This is a genomic window from Catenulispora sp. GAS73, from assembly GCF_041262085.1.
GTDB lineage: Bacteria > Actinomycetota > Actinomycetes > Streptomycetales > Catenulisporaceae > Catenulispora.
Genome location: NZ_JBGCCM010000001.1, coordinates 38492 through 60674, shown reverse-complemented (window position 1 = coordinate 60674; position 22183 = coordinate 38492). Strand labels below are relative to the sequence as shown.

Annotated in this window: 16 protein-coding genes; 8 read left to right on the top strand and 8 right to left on the bottom strand. The window is 72.6% G+C overall.

Annotated features, from left to right (window positions below; all coding sequences use genetic code 11):
- The first annotated feature begins 27 nt into the window (after window positions 1-27).
- Genes ABH935_RS00230 through ABH935_RS00220 form a run of 3 tightly spaced genes read left to right on the top strand, consistent with a single transcriptional unit; the run spans window position 28 to window position 2313 of the window.
- Window positions 28-654, top strand: coding sequence for a TetR/AcrR family transcriptional regulator (locus tag ABH935_RS00230; RefSeq protein ID WP_370375678.1), 627 nt, complete (start codon window positions 28-30; stop codon window positions 652-654).
- A gap of 43 nt (window positions 655-697) precedes the next feature.
- Window positions 698-1348, top strand: coding sequence for a hypothetical protein (locus ABH935_RS00225; RefSeq protein ID WP_370375677.1), 651 nt, complete (start codon window positions 698-700; stop codon window positions 1346-1348).
- Window positions 1349-1350: 2 nt separating this feature from the next.
- Entirely contained in the window at window positions 1351-2313 is a 963-nt protein-coding gene (locus tag ABH935_RS00220; protein WP_370375676.1) for a DUF2797 domain-containing protein, read from the top strand.
- Between the two features lie 6 nt (window positions 2314-2319).
- On the opposite strand, the gene ABH935_RS00215 is transcribed toward ABH935_RS00220, so the two are convergent.
- The 3 genes from ABH935_RS00215 to ABH935_RS00205 are packed head-to-tail and all read right to left on the bottom strand — an operon-like array spanning window position 2320 to window position 4698.
- The gene (locus tag ABH935_RS00215) at window positions 2320-3153 is read right to left on the bottom strand and encodes an isocitrate lyase/phosphoenolpyruvate mutase family protein (protein ID WP_370375675.1); all 834 of its coding nucleotides are present in this window, start codon (window positions 3151-3153) and stop codon (window positions 2320-2322) included.
- A 10-nt stretch (window positions 3154-3163) separates the two neighbouring features.
- On the bottom strand, window positions 3164-3748 hold the full coding sequence (locus tag ABH935_RS00210) for an AAA family ATPase (RefSeq protein WP_370375674.1): 585 nt from the start codon (window positions 3746-3748) through the stop codon (window positions 3164-3166).
- 26 nt (window positions 3749-3774) lie between these two features.
- Entirely contained in the window at window positions 3775-4698 is a 924-nt protein-coding gene (locus tag ABH935_RS00205) for an esterase/lipase family protein (RefSeq protein ID WP_370375673.1), read from the bottom strand.
- Between the two features lie 195 nt (window positions 4699-4893).
- On the opposite strand from ABH935_RS00205, the gene ABH935_RS00200 reads away from it, so the two are divergent.
- Together ABH935_RS00200 and ABH935_RS00195 are read left to right on the top strand one after the other, a co-directional pair.
- Complete coding sequence (locus tag ABH935_RS00200) at window positions 4894-6519, top strand: AMP-binding protein (RefSeq protein WP_370375672.1); 1626 nt, start codon at window positions 4894-4896, stop codon at window positions 6517-6519.
- Between the two features lie 159 nt (window positions 6520-6678).
- Window positions 6679-8367, top strand: a complete 1689-nt coding sequence (locus ABH935_RS00195; protein WP_370375671.1) for an AMP-binding protein — start codon at window positions 6679-6681, stop codon at window positions 8365-8367.
- Between the two features lie 143 nt (window positions 8368-8510).
- Here the strand turns inward: ABH935_RS00195 and ABH935_RS00190 are convergent, their stop codons facing one another.
- Window positions 8511-11471, bottom strand: coding sequence for an FtsX-like permease family protein (locus tag ABH935_RS00190; RefSeq protein ID WP_370375670.1), 2961 nt, complete (start codon window positions 11469-11471; stop codon window positions 8511-8513).
- A gap of 800 nt (window positions 11472-12271) precedes the next feature.
- Window positions 12272-13876, bottom strand: coding sequence for a beta-N-acetylhexosaminidase (locus ABH935_RS00185; RefSeq protein WP_370375669.1), 1605 nt, complete (start codon window positions 13874-13876; stop codon window positions 12272-12274).
- Between the two features lie 250 nt (window positions 13877-14126).
- Here ABH935_RS00185 and ABH935_RS00180 point away from each other — a divergent pair, with 250 nt between their 5' ends.
- Window positions 14127-14873 (top strand): ABC transporter ATP-binding protein, encoded by a 747-nt coding sequence (locus ABH935_RS00180; protein WP_370375668.1) that lies wholly within the window; start codon window positions 14127-14129, stop codon window positions 14871-14873.
- 106 nt (window positions 14874-14979) lie between these two features.
- On the opposite strand, the gene ABH935_RS00175 is transcribed toward ABH935_RS00180, so the two are convergent.
- Entirely contained in the window at window positions 14980-15777 is a 798-nt protein-coding gene (locus tag ABH935_RS00175) for a VOC family protein (RefSeq protein ID WP_370375667.1), read from the bottom strand.
- Window positions 15778-15924: 147 nt separating this feature from the next.
- Here ABH935_RS00175 and ABH935_RS00170 point away from each other — a divergent pair, with 147 nt between their 5' ends.
- On the top strand, window positions 15925-19227 hold the full coding sequence (locus tag ABH935_RS00170) for an FAD-binding and (Fe-S)-binding domain-containing protein (protein WP_370375666.1): 3303 nt from the start codon (window positions 15925-15927) through the stop codon (window positions 19225-19227).
- 34 nt (window positions 19228-19261) lie between these two features.
- Here the strand turns inward: ABH935_RS00170 and ABH935_RS00165 are convergent, their stop codons facing one another.
- Both ABH935_RS00165 and ABH935_RS00160 read right to left on the bottom strand, forming a co-directional pair.
- Entirely contained in the window at window positions 19262-20392 is a 1131-nt protein-coding gene (locus ABH935_RS00165; protein ID WP_370375665.1) for a hypothetical protein, read from the bottom strand.
- Between the two features lie 89 nt (window positions 20393-20481).
- The gene (locus ABH935_RS00160) at window positions 20482-21333 is read right to left on the bottom strand and encodes an alpha/beta fold hydrolase (RefSeq protein ID WP_370375664.1); all 852 of its coding nucleotides are present in this window, start codon (window positions 21331-21333) and stop codon (window positions 20482-20484) included.
- A 165-nt stretch (window positions 21334-21498) separates the two neighbouring features.
- On the opposite strand from ABH935_RS00160, the gene ABH935_RS00155 reads away from it, so the two are divergent.
- The gene (locus tag ABH935_RS00155) at window positions 21499-22158 is read left to right on the top strand and encodes a hypothetical protein (RefSeq protein WP_370375663.1); all 660 of its coding nucleotides are present in this window, start codon (window positions 21499-21501) and stop codon (window positions 22156-22158) included.
- Window positions 22159-22183 lie beyond the last annotated feature (25 nt).

Here is a 22183-nt window from a genome sequence, read left to right as displayed (position 1 = left end):
ACCTGGGAATCGGTGTACCGTTCAACCATGGTCCTGTCCCAGAAGCCGCCCACGAGCCGACCGCTGCGCGCCGACGCCCGCCGCAACCGGGAGGCGATCGTCGCCGCCGCCGACGACCTGTTCCGCGTCGACGGCATGTCGCTGCAGATGGACGAGGTGGCACAGCGCGCGGGCCTGGGGGTCGGCACCGTCTACCGGCACTTCCCGACCAAGGAGGCGCTGACCGTCGAGCTGGTCCAGTGCCGGGTGGAGAGCACGATCGGCCGCGCCGAGGAGACCATGCGGGACTGCGATCCGGCCAGCGCGGTGCGCCGGTTCATCATCGACATGGCGGTGCTGATGGGCGAGGACGTCGGACTGCGCGAGTCGTTCGAGGTGCAGGTGCTGGCCGACAACCAGCTCGACGAGTGTGTGTACTACCGGCAGGACCTGCACCAGCGGAAGCTGGCGATGGTGAAGCAGGCGCAGGAGGCTGGCGTGGTGCGCGGCGACCTGGCGCTGGAGGACTTCGACGCCCTGATGTGCGGGATGGGGCAGGCGATCGTGGCCGGCGGGAACCCGAAGCTGATCGCGGACGTGCTGCTGGAGGGGATGCGGGTGCCGCGGGAGCCGGTCGCGGACGGCGCGGCCTGCGCGGACGGCTCGGGGGAGTAGCCCCGGCGTCGCTTGTCGGACCCGTCGTCTAAGGTCCTTGACCATGGCGGATTATGTGGCAGGCGCCCAGGGCCCGGTCACGGCCGACGACTTCGAGCTGGCGGTGCTGACCCTGACGCAGGCGGTGTCCGGGGCGTCCGAGGAACAGTGGCGGCGCCCGACCCGGGGACAGGTCACGTATGCCAGTGCCCGCCTGAACGACCTTCTCGACCTCCTCTTCCCGCTCGTCGTGCATCTGGCGGCGCGCGGCCGGGTCCGGGACGCGACGCCGCCGCAGACCGACCTGGCGCCGATCGACCTCAAGCTGGCGCCGCGCGTCGGCGATCGAGGCGTTGACGGCACGCTGGAGGCGTTCGACGCGCTGACCACGATGCTGGCGCTGCTGCTGCGCAATTCCAGCCCTGACACCCGCGGCTACCACGCCTTCGGCAACGCCGACGTCGAGGGCTTCGCGGCGGCGGGCTGCCTCTACGTGCTCACATTCGGCTCCGAGATCGCCCGGGCGATGGCGGTCCCGTTCGAGCCGGATCCCGGCCTTGTGGAGCGGGTACTGTTCCGGCTGTTCCGTGACGTCCCGGAAATCGCAGAGCCCTGGCCCACCTTGCTCTGGCTGACCTCCCGAGACAAGCTGCCAGGGATGCCGTGGCAGCAATACGAGTGGCCGTACCACACGGCGCCTCGTACACAATGGTAGACGTGCAACCGAATCCGAACCCTGTCTCAGTCCCCGCACCTTCCCCGGCACCTGACCGCCTGTGTACGGGCCTGAGCTGGTTCGAGGAGAAGCCCGCCCTCACCGCCGTCGAGGGCGGCGATCTGCGTCTCAAAGCGCTGAGTCCCGGCACGCGTTTGGCGCTGTCCTGGTCCGGGCGCCGCCGCTGCGTCGGCTGGACCGCGCCCGGAACCGGACGCACCCCGTGCGCCGAGGACGCGGAGATCGACGGCGCGGCCACGCTCGCGCAGTGCCCCGCGTGCCAGAACCGTGACCACGGCCTGGCCGTCGCACGCGACCGGATCACCGACGACGGCCGCTCCTACCAGCTCTACCTGGCGTGGTTCGCGCCCGGCATGCTGAAGGTCGGCATCACCGGCGTGCAGCGCGGCGTGGCCCGGCTGTTGGAGCAGGGCGCCATCGGCTACACGGTGATCGCCACCGGAACCCTCCCGGCCGCGCGGCGCGCTGAAATCACGGTGTCGGCCTCGGGCCTGGCCAAGGAGCGCTACCGCTCGCGGGCGAAGGTCGAGGCGTGGTGGGGCCTGCCGGAGACCGAGGGGCTGCGCTCGGCGCTCAGCGAGGGGCGGACCAAGGCGCTGCGGATGCTTGCCGACCACACCCTCGACGCCTTCCCCGACGGTCCGTTGGTCGACAACACGACGTTCTTCGGGCTCGGCGACGGCGCTCCGGCGACCTACCGCGAGGTCGAGGCGCTGGACGACAGCGGGAGCCTGGCCGGCGAGGTGCGCGCGGTGATCGGCAAGCACCTGTTCCTGGCGGTGGACGGCGGCACGCCGTTGCTGCTGGACACGCGGCTCCTCGCCGGGCGACACACGGTCCCGATCGCGGACGAGGCTGCCGGGGCCGGCGAGGCCGGCGTCGCCGGTGTGCGGACTGCCGAGCGCCGGCGGCCGTTGCTGTATGACACGCCGACGCTGTTCTAGCTGCCGCTATTTTGCGAAGTACCACCCCTCGATGTCCGCGTGCGAGAGCACCGCACCCCGCCCGAACTCGAACGTCCCACGCTCCGCGATCTCCTTCGCCGCGCCGATCGCGGCGGTCATCGCGGCGCGCGACAGGTTCGACCCGAGGCTGATGCGGCGCACGCCCCACTCGCCGAGCTGCTCGACGGTCGCGTGCAGGCGGGGCCCGCCGGCGATGACGTTGACCGGCTTGCCGACCTCGGAGGTCACCGCACGGATCTGCTCCTCGGTGGTGAGGCCCGGGGCGAACAGCACGTCGGCGCCGGCGGCCTCGAAGGCCTGGAGGCGCGCGATGGTGTCCTTCAGATCCGTGGTGCCGTAGAGGAAGTTCTCGGCGCGCGCCGTGACCGTGTAGGGGAATGGGAGCGCGCGGGCCGCCTCGATCGCCGCCGTCAGGCGCTCCAGGGCCGCTTCCAGCGGGATGATCCCGTCGCCGACCGCGTCCTCGACCGAGCCGCCGACCAGGCCCACCTCGGCGGAGCGCCGGATGGTCTCTGCGACCTCGTCGGGTGTGGTCCCGTAGCCGTCCTCCAGGTCCGCCGCGACCGGCAGGTGCGTGGCGGCGACCAGAGTGCCGGCGTTGGCCAGACTCTCCTCGCGCGTGATGCCGCCGTCCGGCCGGGCCAGGGTGTGCGCGATGCCGGCGCTGGTGGTGGCCAGGGCCTTGAAGCCGAGGGCGGTGAAGATCTGCGCGGTGCCGGCGTCCCAGGCGTTGGCGATCACGAACGTGTCCGGCCCGGCGTGCAGTGCGGCGAAGGTCTCGGCGCGGCGGTACTGGTCTTCGGGGGTCAGCAGGCTCATACCGCGAACCCTACGCGGCGGACTGTTCGGCGAGCGCCGAAATCTGCGCGACCAGCGACGCGTGCTGGTCCGGCGAGTTGTCGATCTCGTGGTGCGGAACCGGCGGGGGAGTGCCGGGGCGGATGGCGGCGGCCCAGGTCTCGAACGCTGCCAGCTTCGCGGCGTCCTCATCCCGGCCGCGCGCCACGATCCGCGACCGCAGCACCGCCACGTCGCACCGCACCCACACCAGGCGTACGGTGCCGCCGCCGAGCTCGGTGCACCAGCGCTCCCAGCGCGCCGGATCGCGGATCTGCGACGTGAACGGTGCCACCAGCAGCACCGGACACCCGTGGGAGCGGATCTCCCGTGCGGTCGCGGTCATCCCGCCGTATTCGTGCGCTTTGACGTGCTCGTCGTACCAAGCGCCCTCGCGTTCGCCGAACGGACGCCCGGCCGCCGCGAGCACTTCCGAGGCGAAGCCCCGGTACATGGTGTCCTTGTCCAGGATCGCCGGGACCGGGGCCAGACGCTGGGCCAGCAGCGCGGCCACCGTCGACTTCCCCGCTCCCGGCGCGCCGGCGACCACCCACACATCAGCCACTGGATCAGCCACACGCCGAGCCTAGACTTCCTGACCGCCTAGATCAGGGACCGGACCACCCCGGTCACCAGGTCCGCGCACGTCGTCGGCGTCGCGTGTGCCGGGTCCAGCGCGTTCGCCGCCTCGTGGAACGCCACGCCGTCCACCGTCCCGATCAGCACGTGGTCCGACACGTCCAGCGGGCACAGGTCCTGCACCAGCACGTTGTGCACGTTCGGCCCGGCCAGGAACTGGTTCGTGTACGGCGTCACCAGTTCGTCGAACCGCGACACGATCGTCGTGTACCGCACCCCCGGCACGGTGTCCCCGCCGGCGTCGAGCCGGCGGTTGAACGCCGACCCCACGAACTGCTCCACGCACGCCGGGCACGCCGTCCCGATCACCCGCGTCGCGCCCGGGATCTGCTGCGCGACGGTGAACAGGCCCGAGGCGGTCCCGCCGTGGTTCGTCGGCGCGATCCCGACCAGCGCGTGCACCTTCGGCGCGCCGCCGAGGAACTTCAGGTAGTACCGCGGCAGCGCCCCGCCGCCCTGCGAGTGGCCGAGGATGTCCACCTGGCCGGCGCCGGTCGCCGCGAGCACGCGGTCGACGTATGCCGCCAACTGAAGCCCCGACTGCTCTATCGGCGCGATCCCGTGTACCAGGGGGATTCCCGCGTACTGGCCGTAGTCGAGCTCGAACACGCAGTATCCGAGATGGGCGAAGTAGGGCCCGCCGAGCAGCCACTGTTCGGTCGGGTTCAGAAAGGTCCCGTGCAGCAGCACCAGGGGCCGTGGATGCTCGGCGCTCGGCTGGCAGGAGAAGTCGTTGACACCGGAGGAGAAGGCTGGTGCCTCGGCCGCGTGCGCGGGGGCCGCGGCGAGCGTCGCGGGGCCGGCGAGCAGGGCCGCGGCCAGCAGCCGGGCCGCGCGCTGTCGCAGCGGGCGTCGCAGGGTTCGAGGACGGGGGAAAACCGGTCGCATGTGTCCTTTCTAGGCCCGGCACGCGCTTCCGTACATTCTCAACACCATGACATTCACCCGTCTGGCCCCGGGGGTGCCGGAGCGCGGGTCGGGTATTGACGCCAGCTCCAATTTACCGGAGGGTAACTTTCAGCGAGCGGCAGTTCTTCGCCGGCCGTTCCCTCCCGGTTATCGCGACGAAAGCAGGTACCGACCATGCCCGGCCCGGCAGGCGCGACCATCGACGGCGGCGGCTCCCACCTGGCGGTGGCCGCGACCCTGGTACGGGCCGGCGTGATCCGTCCCGGACCCCCGCACCGCAGCGTCGGGCAGCTGCGCGCGCTGGCCTCCTGGGGTGCGACGATCGCCGGCGGCTTCCGGGCCGCCGCGGCGCGCACCCCGAACGCCGAGGCGGTGATCGACGAGCGGGTCGTGCTCACCTACAAGCAGCTCACCACCCGCGCCACCCGCCTGGCCAACGGCCTGCAGGCGCGCGGCGTCGCCCCCGGGGACAAGGTCGCGCTGCTGTGCCGCAACCACGCCGGCATGGTGATCTGCTTCATCGCCTGCGCCGAGCTCGGCGTGGACGCGGTCCTGCTGAACACCGGCCTGTCCGCCGGCCAGATGACCCAGGTGGTCACCGAGCAGCAGCCCAAGGCGGTGATCGCGGACTCGGAGTTCGACGCGGTGCTCACCGCCTGCCCGGCCGAGGTGCTGCGGATCAACGCCTGGCCGGAGGAGGGCGCGGCGGTCGCGCTGACGCTGGACCAGATCATCGACGGCGCGCCGGACACGCATCGCAAGCCCCCGGTCAAGCCCGGCCGGATCATCGTCCTCACCTCGGGTACCACCGGCGCCCCCAAGGGCGCGCGCCGTCCGAACCCGCCGGGCATCGGCGCCGCGGCCTCGATCCTGAGCCGGATCCCGCTGCACGCCGGCGAGCGGATCCTGGTTCCGGCGCCGATGTTCCACTCCTGGGGCCTGGCCGCCCTCCAGATCAGCATGCCGCTGCGGGCCACGCTGATCATGCAGCGCCGCTTCGATCCGGAGGCCACGCTCAAGGCGATCCAGACCAAGCGCCCTACGGCGATGTTCGCGGTGCCGGTGATGGTGCAGCGGATGCTGGACCTCGGCGAGGACGTGATCAAGAAGTACGACACCTCCTCGCTGCGCATCGTGGCGTTGTCCGGCTCGGCGATCCCGGCCGCGGCGGTGACGAAGTTCCTGGATGCCTTCGGGCCGGTGCTCTACAACTTCTATGGCTCCACCGAGGTCTCCTGGGCCTCCATCGCCGACCCCAAGGACCTGCGCCAGGCCCCGACCACGGCCGGCCGGCCGCCGCTGGGCTCCAAGATCGTGATCCGCGACGTGGCCACCGGCAAGCCGGTCCCGACCGGCACCATCGGCCGCATCTTCGTGTGGAACGACATGCTCTTCGAGGGCTACACCAACGGTGCAAACAAGGAGACCGCCGACGGCTACATGGCCACCGGCGACCGCGGCTACGTCGACGCGCACGGCCTGCTGTTCGTCTCCGGCCGCGACGACGACATGATCGTCTCCGGCGGCGAGAACGTCTTCCCGCGCGAGGTCGAGGAGCTGATCGCGGCGCAGCCCGGGGTCCGCGAGTGCGCCGTGGTCGGGGTGCCGGACGCCGAGTGGGGCCAGCGCTTCGCCGCCTACATCGCGCTGCTGCCCGGCGCGTCGATGACCGAGGACGAGGTCAAGGCCTTGGTGAAGGCCGGCCTGGCGCGCTTCTCGGTGCCCCGCGACGTGCACTTCGTGGACGAACTGCCGCGCAACGCCACGGGCAAGGTCGTGAACCGGCTGCTGCCCGACTGAATCGTGATCGTTCGACCGTGAATGAAGCGCGGGCTTCGGGATAGCGGCTGCCGACCTTCGCCGATCCAGCCGGGGGCTGGCCGCTACTGGAACGGAACCGGAAAACTGCAAACCCCACGAACGCACAGCCATCCGTCACCCCGACAGGAGGGCACCGCCATGTCCGCCAGCCGCGCCGAGCCCAGCGAGATCGCCGGCCCCAAAGGCACCAGCCTTCGGGTGCTGCGCATCCTGACGCGCTCGGGGGTCCTGCGCCCGGCGCGCCCGGACCGCACCGTCCGCCAGCTGCTGAGCCTGGCCCGCTGGGGCGCCACGGTTGCCGGCGGCTACCGCGCCGCCGCGGCCCGCTCGCCGCACCGGATCGCGGTGATCGACGAGCGGCGCTCGGTGACCTACCGCGAGGTGCACCGCCGCGCCGTCCGGCTGGCCAACGGCCTGGAGCGGCTCGGCGCCGCCCCGGGCAGCCGGGTGGCCGTGCTGTGCCGGAACCACGCCTGGTTCGTCGAGGCGGTGCTGGCCGCCGCCGAGCTCGGCGCGGACGTGGTCCTGGTGAACACCGGCCTGTCCGTGCGGGCCACCGCCGAGGTGCTGCGCGCGCACGAGCCCGCCGTGGTGATCGCCGACGCCGAGTTCGCCGACCACGTCGCCTCGGCCCGGCTCGGCGTGCCGTTCCTGGTCGCCTGGCCGGACGCCACCGGCCCGGGCACCGGACGCCCGTTCGGCCCGCCGGCGCACCGGATGGCCGCCACCGCCACGGTGGACGACGTCATCGACACCGCCTCCGACGCCAAGCGCCGCCCGCCCCAGCGCCCGGGCCGGATCATCGTCCTGACTTCCGGCACCACCGGCGCGCCGAAGGGCGCGCAGCGCGCGAACCCGCCGGGGCTGTCCGCCGCGGCCGGGCTGATCTCCCGAATACCGCTGCGTGCCTGCGAATCAGTGCTCGTGGCCACGCCGCTGTTCCACATGTGGGGCCTGGCCGCCCTGCAGATCGGCATGGCGCTGCGCAACACGCTGGTGTTGCAGCGGCGCTTCGAGCCCAAGGCGACGCTGCAGGCGATCGAGGAACGGCGCTGCGCGGTGGTGTTCGGCGTGCCGGTGGTCCTGCAGCGGATCATGGAGCTGCCGCCGGAGCTGCGTGACTCCTACGACACCTCGTCGCTGCGGATCGTGGCCACGTCGGGCTCGGCGATCCCGACGCCGGTGGTCATCTCGTTCATGGACGTCTTCGGCGACGTCCTGTACAACTTCTACGGCTCCACCGAGGTCTCCTGGGCCGCCGTCGCCGAACCCGCCGATCTGCGCATCGCCCCGAACACCGCCGGGCGCCCGCCGCTGGACTCCCGGCTGAAGGTGCTCGACGACCGCGGCGAGGTGGTGCCGCGCGGCGTCACCGGCCGGATCTTCGTCTGGAACACTCTGCTGTTCGAGGGCTATACCAACGGCGGCACCAAGGAACACCGCGCCGGATACATGGCGACGAACGACCGCGGCCATCTGGACTCCTCCGGCCGGCTGTTCGTCCAGGGACGCGACGCGGACATGATCGTGAGCGCGGGGCAGGAGCTGTTCCCGCGCGAGGTCGAGGATCTGCTGGCCTCGGTGCAGGACATCCGCGAGGCCGCGGTGGTCGGGGTGCCCGACGCCGACCAGGGGCAGTGCTTCGCCGCCTACGTCGTGGTCCGGCCCGGCGCCGAGATGACCGCGCCACAGGTGCGCGGAGTCGTCGCGCGCTACCTGCCGGGCAACGCGGTGCCGCGCGACGTCGTGTTCGTCGACGCGCTGCCGCGCAACGCCACCGGCAAGGTGGTGGTGCGGGACCTTCCGCCGTCGTTGGCAGGGGCCTGACGGACCGCCGATCGGCAGGGTCCGGGCTTCCCCTCCGATCACCCCTCGCGCACCCCTGATTCCCCTCAGTGCCCGAGCCGGATGGCGCGCCCGCCAGGCGCGCGCCATCCGGCCGCTCTCCAATTGCCCGCGCCGGGGCCCCGCTATCCCCGTCGTCGCCGAATCTCTACCTTCGAGCGTGTCACCAGGGCCGCTCCGATCCCGGCGAGCATCGGAACGATCACGATCGTGCCGATGAGGAATGACCACGGGATCGCCAGATAGCTCTGCGCGTGGACGCTCGGCGCCGCGCCGAAGCCGCCGAAGCGCGAGCCTCTCGCTCCGTCGAACGCGGACTGAACGAAGCTGTGCGACCGGGCCTCGACGATCGCCACCGCCGGGACGAGTCCGGTCGCCGAGCCCAGGACGGCGCCCATCGTGGCGGTGATCGTGGCCTGCGATCCGGCCAGGGTGCGGCGCACGCGTGGGCGCGCGCCGACGGCGGCGAGGGTCTCCAGGTCGGCCTGGCTGTCGGTGATGGCCAGGCCGGTCGAGATCGCCGCCGCGCCGAGGGTCACGAACGCCGCGACGGCGGCCAGCGCCAGCATCGTGGTGTCGTTGCCGCCCTGGTAGCCGCGCTCGACTTTCAGCAGCGCGGTGGTGCCCAGGGTCTCGGCGGCGGCGTTGGCGCGTTCTTCCTCGGCCTTGGTCGGCATGCGGGTGGTGTCGAACAGGATCATCGACGGGGTGTACTTCACGCCGTAGCGGTCGGCTGCCGACTGCGGGATCAGGGCCCGGACTCCGTTGACGGCGCTGCCGTCCTTGGTCTTGGCGACGGCCGCCGGCAGGGTCATCGGGGCCGGGGCCGGTCCGCTGCAGAAGGGGGCGAACTGCTGGCGGATGGGGTCGGGCAGGTCCGCGCCGGCCGGTGGGCAGCTGCGCTGCAGGGCGATGGTGGCGGTCGCCGCGCCGGTGGCGGTGCTCGTCGACGAGACGGTGCCGTTGAGGTCGTAAGGGCTGAACACGACCATGCCGCCGGCCGCGAGGGTTTGCTCGGCCTGCGCGTCGACGGTGCCGGTGAGAGCGCGCAGGGTGGCGGCGTCGCCCGGGACGACCTGGCTGCCGCTGAAGGCGGCCACGCAGCGCGGGTCGGACTGGATCATCGACTCGGTGTCCTGGCCCGAGGGGAAGGGGACGGCTCCGTCTGTGTTGTTGAAGAAGGGGCAGTCGTTGGCGAGGGTGCGCTTGACGACGATGCTGACCGGGACGAAGCCGTTGTAGTCCTGGGTGGGGATCACTGCCGCGGAGCGGACCGGGAGGGTGGCGCTGATCGCGGCGATGGCTTTGGTGGGGTCGATCGGCGGGGTGGTCGGGTTGTTCGCGTTGTTCGGATTGCCGAACTGCAGGCCGTTCAGCTGCTGTTGGGCGGTGTTTCCGAACATCAGCGCCACCTGGCCGGGACGCAGGGCGCTGTGATACTGCGCTTTCCCGCGGGCGTCGGTGCTGGTGAGCATGGTGGCCACGGCGGTGGATCCGGCCACGGCGGCCAGGATCGCGGCGACGGCCGGGGCGGTGCGGCCCCGGTTGCGCGCACTGTCGCGCAGGGCCATGCGGCCGGTGAGCGGGAGCAGGCGGCCGAGCTTGCCGGTCAGGGCCACCAGCAGCGGGGTGCAGGCGACGACGCCGAGTTCGGACACTGCGATGCCCGCGACCAGGGGGAGCGTGTGGATGCCGGGCTTGAAGACCGCGTAGCCGGTGGCCGCGATGCCGGCGGCCAGGATGACGACGCCGAGCGTCGCCAGCTTCCACGGCACGCCGCGGGCTCCGCGCCGGCCGCCGGTCAGGGCCTGGAGGACCTGTTGGCGTCCGGTGATGACGGCGGGGATCAGGGCCGCGATCAGGCCGGTCACCACGCCGATCAGCGCCGCTCCCGCGAGGTCGCCGGGCGCGATGCGGAAGGCGCCGGGCTCGCGGTGCGTGAGGGTGACCGCCTCCGGCAGCGCCAGCCGTCCCAGCCCGATCCCGGCCAGGGCGCCGACGATGCCGCCGACCGCGCCGAGCACCAGGCCGTCGGCCAGCACGACGGCGCGGACCATGCGCTGGTCGGCTCCGGCGGCGCCCATCAGGCCGAAGTCGCGGCGGCGCTTGCGGGCCCCGACGGCGAAGGCCGGTCCGGCCAGGAGCACCACCTCCAGCAGGGCCATGACGACACCGACGGCGCCGACCGCGAGCAGCGCCTGCGCCAGGCGGCTGTTGCCGGCCGAGGCGGCGCGGTAGTGCTGGAGCAGCGGGACGGCGGAGTCCGGCGGCGGGTTCTGGGCGACCAGGAGGGACTCGGCGGAGTAGCCGTTCTGGTTCAGCTTCTGGACCTGGGCCCAGCTCAGGCCGCCGGGCACCTGCGCGAGCCACTTGGCCGGGCCGGGGTCGTTCGGCCCGGTGGGCAGCGTGCCGGGGTAGGCGACGATCTCCTCGGCGTCCAGGTGCGCGGGATCGTCGTACTCCCCGACGATGGTGAGCTGGTGCTCCGGCAACCGGCCACTCCGGTCGGGCACCTCGCCGGCGCTGAGGAACTCGGCGCTGAGCCGGTCGCCGACGCGCTTGTCGAGCGCGGAGAGCAGCGAGCTGGAGAGCGTGACCTCGCCCTTGGCGCCCGGCGCGCGGCCGGACTTCTTGACGTAGAGCCCGTCGAGCAGCGGATTACCGAGGTCGCGCTCAGCAGCCTGCACCGAGTACGCACCCCGCGGCGAGCTCACGCGCATCTCCTGCGGCGCCGGCATCGGCACGACCCGCGACCCCGCCGGCAGCGCCCCGCCATCGACCGGCGACGCGATCTGCACACCTTGCAGCGCCCCGGCCAGCATGCCGTCGACCTGCGGCGAGGTCGGCACGCTCCCGTCGGGCAGCTGCTCGATCGGCGCGGGCGCGACGAAGGACACCATGGCGTCGGCCCGCCCGATGTCCCGCCGCACTTGCTCAACAGTCGTGAGCTTGGTGGTGTGATAAAGCGTGTCAGCCGCACTGGCGCCGGCCACCGGCAGCGCCAGCATCGCCGCGACCAGCGCGGACCGCCCCTTGTGGCGCAGGGCTTCGCGGCGCGCGATGCGAACGGCGACCTTCCAGATCATGGGGTCAAGGGATACCGGGTATGTTCGAGCTCTGCATCGTGCGGAATGCGTAGATCCTTTGGGCGGCGGCGGAATGCCTGGAGATAACTGGCCTTGCGCGCGACTATCGGGGAAACTGGGGGAATGCGGGCAACGGCGATGCGGAGGCCGGCGCAGCGCGAACCCTCAGGTAGACGGGGCGGCAGGCGGCTCGCCTTGCATGGGAGCGGGGGCCGGGGCCTGCAAGCAGGCAAAACCAAAGCTGGCGGCCAGCGCGGCGCGAAACCTACAAGCTGGCAGGGGTGGCGGCCGCCTGCGTTTGCTGGCCCGAGCCGCAGCCGGGGCCAGCCGGCAAGTAGCAGTCAAAAGCCGGCGCGCGAGAGCCGCGCGAGTTTCGAGCTGGCGGAGGCGGCGGCCGCCTGCGTTTGCTAGTCCGGGCCGCAGCCGGGGGCCGGGCCGGCCGGTAAGCAGTAGCCAAAAGCCGGGGGCGAGGGCCGCGCGGATTTCGAGCTGGCAGCGGTGGCAAGCGCCTGCGTTTGCTAGCCCGAGCCACAGCCGGGGCCGGGGCCGGCCGGCAAGTAATAGCCAAAAGCCGGCGGGCGAGAGCCGCGCGGATTTCGAGCTTGCGGAGGCGGCTGGCGCCCGAGTCGGAGCTCAAGACCGGCGCGCTGGCGGTAGGCGAGAGTCGGCGGGCGAGCGCGGTGCACATCTGCTGGCAGATGTGGCGGCCAGCGGTTCGTCCGGTGCGCGAGCCGTGGCTAGGGCCGGCAGGCAGGCGTGTGCGGCGCGAATCCGTCGGCAAGCATGGTCGGCCGGCAGCCTCAGCTCTGGTCCCATGGCACCTCGGGCGACTTGTAGTAGGCGATGCCCAGCTTGTCCCACAGCGGCGCTTGGTCCGCGAGCCGCTGGGCGAACTTCGGCCAGTTGTGGGTGTTCGGGGTGGACCAGCCGATTTCGGCGATGGCTGGGAGGCGGGGGAAGGCGAGGGTTTCGGCGTCCTTCAGGTTCTTCACGGTCTCGCTCCAGAGCGGCGCTTCGACGCCGAGTACTGATGACGGCGCGATGCCGGGCAGGACCGTCACCGGGTCCCAGGCGTAGGCCTTCGACACCGGGGTGTAGCCGGCCCAGTGCAGGCCGAGGGGGAAGTCTGGGGTCGGCTGCTGGTCCAGGTAGGCGTGGTTGCCGGGGGCCATGATCAGCTTGGTGCCCTTGTCGGCGGCCTGCGTGACGTACGGTTGCGGCTGCGCCGTGTTCCAGTACTCCAGCACCGTCTGGGGGAGCAGGGGTGCGGTGCCGGCCTCGGCCCAGGCGATCGGTGTGCGGCCGTAGGTGGCGACGAGGTTCTGCGCACGCTGGACGAAGCTGTCGTACTGCGTCAGGTTCAGGGCCTGCGCCTCGTCGCCGCCTAGGTGGAGGTAGGGGCCGGGGGTGGCGTCGGCTGCGGCCTTGGTCGCTGAATCGACAAATCTGTATGTTGACTCACTCGTCGTGCACAGTGCGTCGTAGCCGGGGGCCGCCGTGGTCACGGGACCGTGGTGGCGGCCGTCGCAGGCCAGCGTCGGGTACGCGGACACGGCCGCGCCGACGTGGCCGGGCATGTCGATCTCCGGAATCACCGTCATGTACCGCGACGCCGCGTAGTCGACGATCTCCTTCAGCTCCGCCGCCGTGTAGTACCCACCGGGACCGCCGCCGACCTGCGTGGCGCCGCCGACCGTGGCCAGCTTCGGCCAGCCCGGCACGACGAACCGCCAGCCCTGGTCGTCGCTCAGGTGCAGGTGGAACTCGTTGACCTTGTACAGCGCGGCGGCGTCGATGTAGGCCTTCACGTCGGCCACGCCGTAGAAGTGGCGCGCGACGTCCAGCATCACGCCCCGATACGCGAAGCGCGGGTGGTCGGTGATCGTGCCGGCCTGGAGCTTGGCGCCGACGAGCAGCTGACGGATGGTCTGGACGCCGTGGAAGAGTCCTGCGTCGGTGGCGGCGGTGAGCGTGACCGAAGCCGCGGTGATGGCGAGTGTGTAGCCCTCGGCGCCCAGGGATGCGTCACCGCCGGTGGACTGAAGGACGAGCTGGATCGGGGCGTCGGCGCTCTGCGTGGTCTGCGGCGCCAGGCCGGTCTGCTGCTTGAGGTACGCCGCGAGGTCGGCCACGACCGGTTCGGCGCTGGGGGAGGCATGGATCGCAGTAGCACCCGTGAGGGTGAAGCTCCCGGCGGCCGCCGTAATGCCGGACGGTTCGGGGACGACCCGTTCGAGCGCTGCCGAGTCGGCGGGGGCCTCGGACGCCGACGTACCCGAGGTGGCGCCATCGGTGCTGGTAGGAGCTGGCGAGGCCTTGGTGCCGCCGCATGCGGACAGGGCGAACAGCGCGGCGGAAGCGCTGATCACCGCCGCGGTCCGAAGCGTGCGAGGTCGGCCGGTCACCCCGCGAGGGTAGACCACCTCCGCGTCGCCCCGAGCCAACCGAGCGCGACGGAAGCGACGATCGCCGCGATCGTGCCAGCGACAGCGCGCCCCCGCATCTCCTGGCGCACCAGCGCGGCGGAGACGGCCCCGGCCGAGACAGCTTCGAGGCGCGGTGCTAGGGCGTCCCGGTAGGTTGAACGCCGGGCAGCCGTCACGAGCCGGCGGTCCGACCCTCGATGCAGGCAGCCACCAGGGAGGGCACAGCACGATGAGCGGGGATACGAAGTCTGATCCGGTACTGGAACTACGCGCCGTCACACGCGTCCATGGCAAGGGGGCTGCTGAGGTTCACGCGCTGCGCGGCGTCGACCTGGCCGTGGCGCCCGGCGAGCTGGTGGCCGTGATGGGGCCTTCGGGCTCGGGCAAGTCGACGCTGCTGTCGCTGGCCGGCGGCCTCGACATGCCGACGACCGGCGAGGTGCGTATCGAGGGCACCACCCTGGCCTCGCAGAGCAAGGCGCAGCTCGCTGCGATCCGTCGGCGCTCAGTCGGCTACGTCTTCCAGGACTACAACCTGATCCCGGCGCTGACGGCCGCCGAGAACGTGGCGCTGCCGCGTGAGCTGGACGGGCTGTCGGCGCGCAAGGCCCGCCAGGAAGCCCTCGCAGCCCTCGAAGAAGTCGGCCTGCGCGCCGAGGCCGACCGCTTCCCGGACGAGATGTCCGGCGGTCAGCAGCAGCGTGTCGCCATCGCCAGGGCCCTGATCGGCGCGCGCCGCCTGATCCTCACCGACGAGCCGACCGGCGCGCTGGACTCCGAGACCGGGGAGGCGGTGCTGCGGCTGCTGCGCAAGCGCTGTGACGAGGGCGCTGCCGGGGTTCTGGTCACGCACGAGTCGCGGCACGCGGGCTGGGCCGACCGCATCGTCTTCCTGCGGGACGGGCTGATCGTGGACGAGTCCGCGCCCTCCCTGCGTGCCGAAGACCTGCTGGTGTCGGGCGGCGCCGACGTCTGAGGTGGCGCGGGGGGCGTGAAACGCCAAGGGTCCCGTCCGATGCGTGCTCACGCACCTGACCGGACCCAAGAAGACCTCAGAAGACCTCAGAAGTCCTCAGAAGACCTCAGCTGGCCGCGTCCTCAGCCGGCTGGTCCCCGCTCGGCTCGAACAGCGAGAAGAATCCGCCCTGCGGGTCCTGGCAGACCGCGAACCGTCCCGGCGGGATCGGCGTCGTGGGTACCACGACCTTGCCGCCGAGCTCGCCGACCTTCGCCACCGAGGCGTCGCAGTCGGCGACGCCGAAGTACACGGCCCAGTGCGGGGGCGTCTCCTTCGGGAAGTGCTCGTCGTCCATCACCATCAGGCCGGCGACGGTGCGGCCGTCGACCTGGAACTCGGTGTACTCCATTCCGTCCATCGGGGTGGTCACGGCGCCCCAGCCGAAGGTCGCGGTGTAGAACGCCTTGGCGGTGTCGGCGTCGCGGGTGTTCAGCTCGTCCCAGGTCAGGGTGCCGGGCTCGTTGACCAGGCCGGCACCGCGCATCGACCGCGGCTGCCACAGGCCCAGGACGGCGCCGGTGGGGTCGGCGAACAAGGCCATGCGGCCGACGTCGGTGACGTCCATCGCGGGCATGATCGTCTGGGCGCCGGCGGCTTGGGCCTTGGCCATCGTGGCGTCGGCGTCGGTCACCGCCACGTAGGTGCTCCAGGCCACCGGCTGCTCGGCGGACATGGTCTTCATGGCGCCGGCCACCTGTTCGCCGTTGAGCAGGAACAGGGTGTAGCCGCCGGCCGCGGGGTCCTCGGCGACCTGCGCGGTCCAGCCGAACAGGCCGCCGTAGAAGGTCGCGGCGCCGTCCAGGTCCGAGGTCCCCAGGTCCACCCAACACGGCGTCCCGGGGACGTACTCTGTCATCTTCATCGCGGAGCCTCCTTCAACCCGGCCATGATCGGCCTGACGGGGTTTGCGGGGTTTTTCGTCTCCGAACGTACTCGCCCGGGACCGGTTCCGCCCCCGGAATGCGGCGGCTCACACCCGGTCGCGGGGCGGGGCGCTACGTTGGGGAGCGTGCCTGACCGATCTTCCTTGGCGAAGTCCTCCGCGCCCGGCCCGAACCGTGCCTCCGACCTGGCCGAACGCCGGTGGCGGCAGGCCCTGGCGGACGCCGGGCTGGACGTCGGGTTCGGCGCCCGGCGGCGGGCCGAGTACAGCGCCGACGCCTCCAACCACCGGCACGTGCCGCGCGGCGTGGGATTCCCGCGCGACGCCGGACAGGTCGCGGCGGCGGTCCGGATCTGCGCCGAGCACGGCGTGCCGGTGACGCTGCGTGGCGGCGGCACGTCGGTGGCCGGGAACGCCATCGGCGAGGGGCTGGTGCTGGACTGCTCGCGGCACTTCGGGCGGGTTCTGGAGCTGGATCCGGGCACGCGCACCGCGCGGGTGGAGCCGGGGGTGGTGCTGGACGCGCTGCAGGCGCAGGCGGCTCCGCACGGGCTGCGGTTCGGGCCGGATCCTTCGACGGCCTCGCGGTGCACGATCGGCGGGATGGTCGGGAACAACGCCTGCGGGGCCCGGTCGCTGGCGTTCGGGACGACGGCGGACAACGTGCTGGCGCTGGAGCTGCTGCTCGCGGACGGCACGCGCACGACGGCGCGGCGGGGGACGAGCGGGGTCGCAGCGCTCGACGAGCGGCTGCGGGCGCTGGTCCGGCGGCACGGCGAGGCCATTCGGCGCGAGCTGGGCCGGTTCCCGCGGCAGGTGTCGGGCTACGCGTTGCAACATCTGCTGCCGGAGAACGGGTTCGACGTCGCCAAGGCGCTCGTCGGCTCCGAGGGGACGCTCGCGGTGGTGCTCGCGGCCGAGGTGCGGCTGGTCCCGGTGCTGCGGGAGCGGGTGCTGGTGGTGGCCGCGTATCCGGACATGGTCACGGCGGCGGCCGACGTGCCGTGGGTCCTGCCGCATCAGCCCTCGGCGATCGAGGGGCTGGGGGCGGAGCTGGCCGATGTGTGGGCGGCGCGGCGCAAGCGGCCGCTGCCGTCCTCGCTGCCGTCGGGCGGGGGATGGCTGTTCATCGAGACGACGGCGGACCAGGCGGCGGCGATCGTCGCGGACCTGGAGGGGGCGCACGCCACGCGGGTGGTCGTCGCCGACGGCGAGCAGCGGGAGCTGTGGCGGATCCGGGAGGACGGCGCGGGGCTGGCGACGCGGACCTCGGAGGGCGCCGAGGCGTGGCCGGGGTTCGAGGACGCCGCGGTGCCGCCGGAGCGGTTGGCGGACTACCTGCGCGGGTTCGAGGCGCTGATGCACAGCGCCGGGCGCAAGGGGACGGTGTTCGGGCACTTCGGGGAGGGGTGTCTGCACGTGCGGATCGACCACGACCTGCAGACCGTCTCCGGGCGGCAGCAGTTCGCGGAGTTCACGGCGGCGGCGACGGCGTTGGTGGTCACGCACGGCGGGTCCGTGTCCGGCGAGCACGGGGACGGGCAGGCGCGGTCGGCACTGCTGGCGGCGATGTACAGCGCTGAGTTGCTGGAGGCGTTCGCCGAGTGCAAGGCGGCGTTCGACCCGGCCGGGGTGCTGAACCCCGGGATCCTGGTGGCGCCGCGCGATTTCACCGCCGACCTGCGCGCGCCGGGGGTGGTGCAGGAGGCGCCGCCGGAGCTGGCGCTGCTGGCCGACGACGGGGACTTCGGGCGCGCGGTGCGGCGGTGCGTGGGGGTGGGCAAGTGCCGGAGCGCGGCCGGCGGGGTGATGTGCCCGTCGTTCCGGGCGACCGGGGACGAGAAGGACTCGACGCGCGGGCGTGCCAGGGTGCTGCAGGAGATGCTGGACGGCCGGAGTGTGCGCGGCGGCTACGGGGCGCCGGAGGTGCTGGACGCGCTGGACCTGTGCCTGGGGTGCAAGGGCTGCAAGACGGACTGCCCGGTCGGGGTGGACATGGCCGCGTACAAGACGGAGGTGCTGTACCAGCACTACCGCGGGCGGCTGCGGCCGGCGGCGCACTACTCGCTGGGCTGGCTGCCGGTGTGGGCGCGGCTGGCCGGGTTCGCGCCGCGGGTGGTGAACCGGGTGCTGGGGTCGCGGCTGGCGCCGGTGCTGAAGCGGGCCGGGGGGATCGCGGCGGAGCGGGCGTTGCCGCGGTTCGCGGCGCGGTCTTTTTCGCGACGGGTGGCGGATGCCGCGGCGGCGGTTGGTGGGGCCGGGCGGCGGTCGGGTGGGGCGGGGGCCGCGGCGGTGACGGCGGGCGGTCCGGCGGGGTTCAAGCCGGGTGGTGGGGTGGGGCCGGATGTCGCGGGGCAGCTTGCGGGAGTGCCGGTTGACGTCGGGCTGGGTGTGGATGGTGCGGGTGCGGCGGCGGGTTCTTTGGCCGGCGGACCGGGCTCGGATGGTGCGGGGCGGCAGTCGGGTGTTGTCGGGCGGGGTGCGGGTGGCGCGGGTGCGGGTTCTTTGGCCGGCGGGCCGGGCTCGGATGGTGCCGGTGCGCCGGTGGGTTCGAAGGCGGGCGTCGGTGCGGCTGCGGCGGATTCCTTGGCTGTCGGCGGGCCGAACTCGTTTGGTCCTGGGGTGTCGGCCGGCGTTGCCCCGTCCGGCCAGGCCGGAGCCTGGTCGGCGTCCGCGTTGTGGGAGCTGTCCGGCACGCCGACGGTCGTGCTCTGGGCCGACACGTTCACCGAGAACTTCACTCCGTCGGTCGGCGAGGCGCTGATCGCCGTTCTCCGCTCGGCGGGCTTCCGCGTTCTGCTGCCTCCGCGTACCGGGTGCTGCGGCCTCACGTGGATCTCGACCGGGCAGCTCGGCATGGCGCGGCGCGTGCTGGCGCGGACGCTGGAGGCTATGGGCCCTGCCGTGGAGGCCGGGTTGCCGATCATCGTGCCCGAGCCAAGCTGCGCCGCGGCGTTGCGGGAGGAGCTGACCGAGCTGCTGCCGTCGCATCCGTTGGCGGCGCGCGCCGCGGAGTTGGTGACCGGCCCGGCGCAGTTCCTGGCGGTGCACGCGCCCGACTGGCGTCCGCCGGCCTCGCCGTGGAGCGGCCACAAGGCCCTGATCCAGATCCACTGCCACCAGTACGCGAGCGGCGCGACCGGCGAGGCGGAGGTGGATCTGCTGGCGCGCGCCGGGGTGGACGCACGCGTGGTGTCCGGCTGCTGCGGGCTGGCCGGGGACTTCGGGGTCACCGACGGTCACTACGAGGTGTCGATGGCGGTCGCCGAGCTGAGCCTGCTGCCGGCGATCCGCGCGGCCTCGGCCGACACGCTGCTCATCGCCGACGGGTTCAGCTGCCGGACGCAGGTCGAGCAGGCCGTGGCCGAGCGCCGGGTGTGGCATGTCGCGGAGGTGCTGGCCGCCGGGCTGCCGACTCCGGAGGCGTGACGCAGGCCGCCTAACTCCCTGGTAGGGGAGCGCCTCAGCCCGTCGGCCCGCCGCTCGGCGTGGCCTTCCCCAGCCCCGTCGCCGACTGGCCCGGCGTCGAAGCGCCCGAGCTGCTCGGCGCCGTCGTCGGGTTCGGGTTGCTGGTCGGCGGCGACGTCGGCGCGGTCGAGGGCCCCGTGGGGCCGGTCGACGGAGTTGTCGAGGGTGTGCTCGGCGTGCTCGGCGTCGAGCCGGAGGTGGACGGCGTCGAGGGCGTGGTGCTCGGCGTCTGGCTGCCGGACCCCGACGAGCTCGACGACGAGTCCGGCTTCTGCGACGGCGTCGAGCCCTCGTGCGAGCCGTTCCCGCCGGGGTTCTCCGGCGCCGGCTGGTTGTGCGAGCCGCCGCTCTGGCCGGGGTCGTTGCTGAACACGTTGCTGTGGTAGCCGGGGAACTCGCCCTTGCGAGCGACCTCCAGCGCCGTGACCGCGCCGGTGCCGATCAGGAAGCTCGCCACCGCCGCCGCGATCAGCGGCTTGCGGCCCGGGAGGCGGTCCTTCCACGTGCGCGCCGCGTCGCTCGGGTTGGTCAGGTCGGTCGGGTCGCTCGGGTCGGTCGGGTCGGTGGTGATCCTCGGCAGCGGGACGGTCTGTGCGATCGGGCCGTACGGGCCGGTCGCGGCGTGCGTCCCGCGATCGAGCACGACCGTCTCGTCCAGCCCGTGGTCGGCGACCGCCCGATCCGTCAGCGGTCGGATCAGCAGCGTCTCGTCGACCCGGGTCAATGCCGCCGGCTCATGGATCCGTGCAGGCGCCGCGACCCGCGCCGCCCGCTCAGCACGCTCGACCCGCTCAGCCCGCGCGCCGCGCGCTCGCGACAGGATCGCGGTCTCCAGCTGTTCCGGATCCAGCGCCGGCATCGCCTTGCGGGCTGCGGTCTTCCCACGCTCCAACGAGTGTCCGATCAGTGCGCCGGCCGACGTCGCCACGGCGCTGGCGACCGCGGCGCCGGCGATCGTGCCGGCCACGCCGAGTTGCGAACCCACCGCGGCGGCCAGGGCGGCGGCGCAGGCACTGGCCGCGATCTTGGTGACCGACAGGTCGAGTCTGTGCCGCCCCTCGGGGGCGGTGCTGTCGGTGCCTTCGGCGCGGTCGGTGTCTCGGTTCTCATTCGTCGGCGTAGTCATACGGTCATCAGTTTTCCAAGCCGCACCACCGATTCTCGAATCAAGGCACGGGTTTGTGACCGGATTCACGCTTCGCGCGGCGTTTGCTCTCAGTTCTCCACAGAGCGAACGCGCTCGACCACGGCGCGCGCCAACTCCACCGGCGCCTGATCCGGGATCCAGTGGCTGACGCCCTCCAGTTCCACGAAGCGGTACGGGCCCGAGACGTTCCGCGCGCAGCCCTCGGCGACGGCGCGGCCGATCGCGATGTCCCCGGTGGACCACACGAACGTCGTCGGGATCCGCACGTTCCCCAGCGTCGCCGACTGCTTGGCGTCGATCGCGCGGTACCAGTTCAGCGCGGCGGTCAGCGTCGGACGCTGGCTCAGGGCCGCGTAGTGCGGCAGGACCGCCGATTCCGGCAGCGGGGAGAACAGGTCGTGCAGCGCGCGGGCGCTGTTCGCCAGCAGCACGTCCTCCGCCTTTTCCTCCATGCGGAACAGCTGCACGTACGCCGAGCGCTGCCGCTGTTCCTCGCCTTCGGGGGTGTCGGCGGCCAGGACCTTGTAGAAGCCGCGCAGGTGCGGCACCGAGACGGCGGTCAACGTCCTGAAACGGTCCGGGTGCGCGACCGCGGCGTGCCAGGCGACGATCGCGCCCCAGTCGTGCCCGACCAGGTGCGCGCTGGGCAGGTGCAGGGCGTCCAGCAGGCCGACGACGTCCTCGACGAGCCGGTCGACGTGGTATTCGGCGACCTCGGCCGGGCGCGCGCCGGGGGAGTAGCCGCGCTGGTCCAGGGCGATGGTGCGCAGGCCTTCGGCGGCCAGCAGCCTGCTGGTCGCCTGCCAACTGGCCGAGGTCTGCGGGAACCCGTGCAGCAGTACCACCGGGGGGCCGGTCTGCGGGCCTTCTTCGGTGGCCGCGAACTCGTATGCGCCGATGGTGACGTGGTACGCGCGCATGTGCGCCCCCTGTGCTTCGCCGGCGGCCGGGCGACCGCCTCGCCTGCAGCGACGCTACCGAGCCCTCGCCGTGTCGTCCATGGGGCTGACAAGTGCATGCCTTCTTGCCAGCGCGCACGCGGGTATTGCGAGCCGACACGGCCAAGACCGGATACCGTCTACCTCATGTCTGAACCGACCGCCCCCACCGCCGCCGACGTCCGCTCGGCCGCCGACGCCCTCAAAGCCGCGATCGACGCCCACCTGGCCGCGGTGGAAGGCCGGTCGGACGAGAGCGACCCAGCCGTGCGCACGGCCTTCCTGGCCATGGCCGCCGCCGCCGAGTCCTACGACGACGCGCTGTACGACTCGTACAACGAGGTCACGCCGTTCGAGATCCCGAGCCAGTACGCCGAGGTGGCCGCGGACCCGGACAACCCGGAGGCGATCAGTGTGCTGATCCGCCGCGACTACCAGATCGAGCACCCCGGGCGGCTGCTGGGCGCGGCCCGCGGGCTGGCCGCCGGCGCGGTCGACCCGGAGGTGGACATCAGCACGGTCGCGGGCTCCCTGGCGGCGCTGTTCGACGTGTTCGATCCCGACGAGATCCACAACCGCTCCGACGAGCTCGGCCTGCTCCCGGGCGACGGCACCACCTGGGTCCTGGCCACCGACCCCGAGGCGGTCGCCGACGAGCAGTGGTTCGAGGACCCGTTCTCCGACGCCGACCCGGAGCGGATCGTCTGCCGCTTCGACGTGATCGGCGACGAGGAGGACGACGAGTACTTCGATACGTTCGCCGAGGACGGGTCGGAGGACGAGATCGACGGGATCGAGGTCGTCTAGCACGGTCCCTGTGCGAACAGCCGGC

Excerpts from the sequence above, each read along its gene's own strand:
- ABH935_RS00230 (WP_370375678.1), top strand. The coding sequence starts at position 28 with ATGGTCCTGTCCCAGAAGCCGCCCACGAGCCGACCGCTGCGCGCCGAC.
- ABH935_RS00195 (WP_370375671.1), top strand. The coding sequence starts at position 6,679 with ATGTCCGCCAGCCGCGCCGAGCCCAGCGAGATCGCCGGCCCCAAAGGC.
- ABH935_RS00180 (WP_370375668.1), top strand. The coding sequence starts at position 14,127 with ATGAGCGGGGATACGAAGTCTGATCCGGTACTGGAACTACGCGCCGTC.
- ABH935_RS00205 (WP_370375673.1), bottom strand. The coding sequence starts at position 4,698 with ATGCGACCGGTTTTCCCCCGTCCTCGAACCCTGCGACGCCCGCTGCGA.
- ABH935_RS00200 (WP_370375672.1), top strand. The coding sequence starts at position 4,894 with ATGCCCGGCCCGGCAGGCGCGACCATCGACGGCGGCGGCTCCCACCTG.
- ABH935_RS00165 (WP_370375665.1), bottom strand. The coding sequence starts at position 20,392 with ATGACTACGCCGACGAATGAGAACCGAGACACCGACCGCGCCGAAGGC.
- ABH935_RS00225 (WP_370375677.1), top strand. The coding sequence starts at position 698 with ATGGCGGATTATGTGGCAGGCGCCCAGGGCCCGGTCACGGCCGACGAC.
- ABH935_RS00155 (WP_370375663.1), top strand. The coding sequence starts at position 21,499 with ATGTCTGAACCGACCGCCCCCACCGCCGCCGACGTCCGCTCGGCCGCC.
- ABH935_RS00215 (WP_370375675.1), bottom strand. The coding sequence starts at position 3,153 with ATGAGCCTGCTGACCCCCGAAGACCAGTACCGCCGCGCCGAGACCTTC.
- ABH935_RS00175 (WP_370375667.1), bottom strand. The coding sequence starts at position 15,777 with ATGAAGATGACAGAGTACGTCCCCGGGACGCCGTGTTGGGTGGACCTG.
- ABH935_RS00190 (WP_370375670.1), bottom strand. The coding sequence starts at position 11,471 with ATGATCTGGAAGGTCGCCGTTCGCATCGCGCGCCGCGAAGCCCTGCGC.
- ABH935_RS00160 (WP_370375664.1), bottom strand. The coding sequence starts at position 21,333 with ATGCGCGCGTACCACGTCACCATCGGCGCATACGAGTTCGCGGCCACC.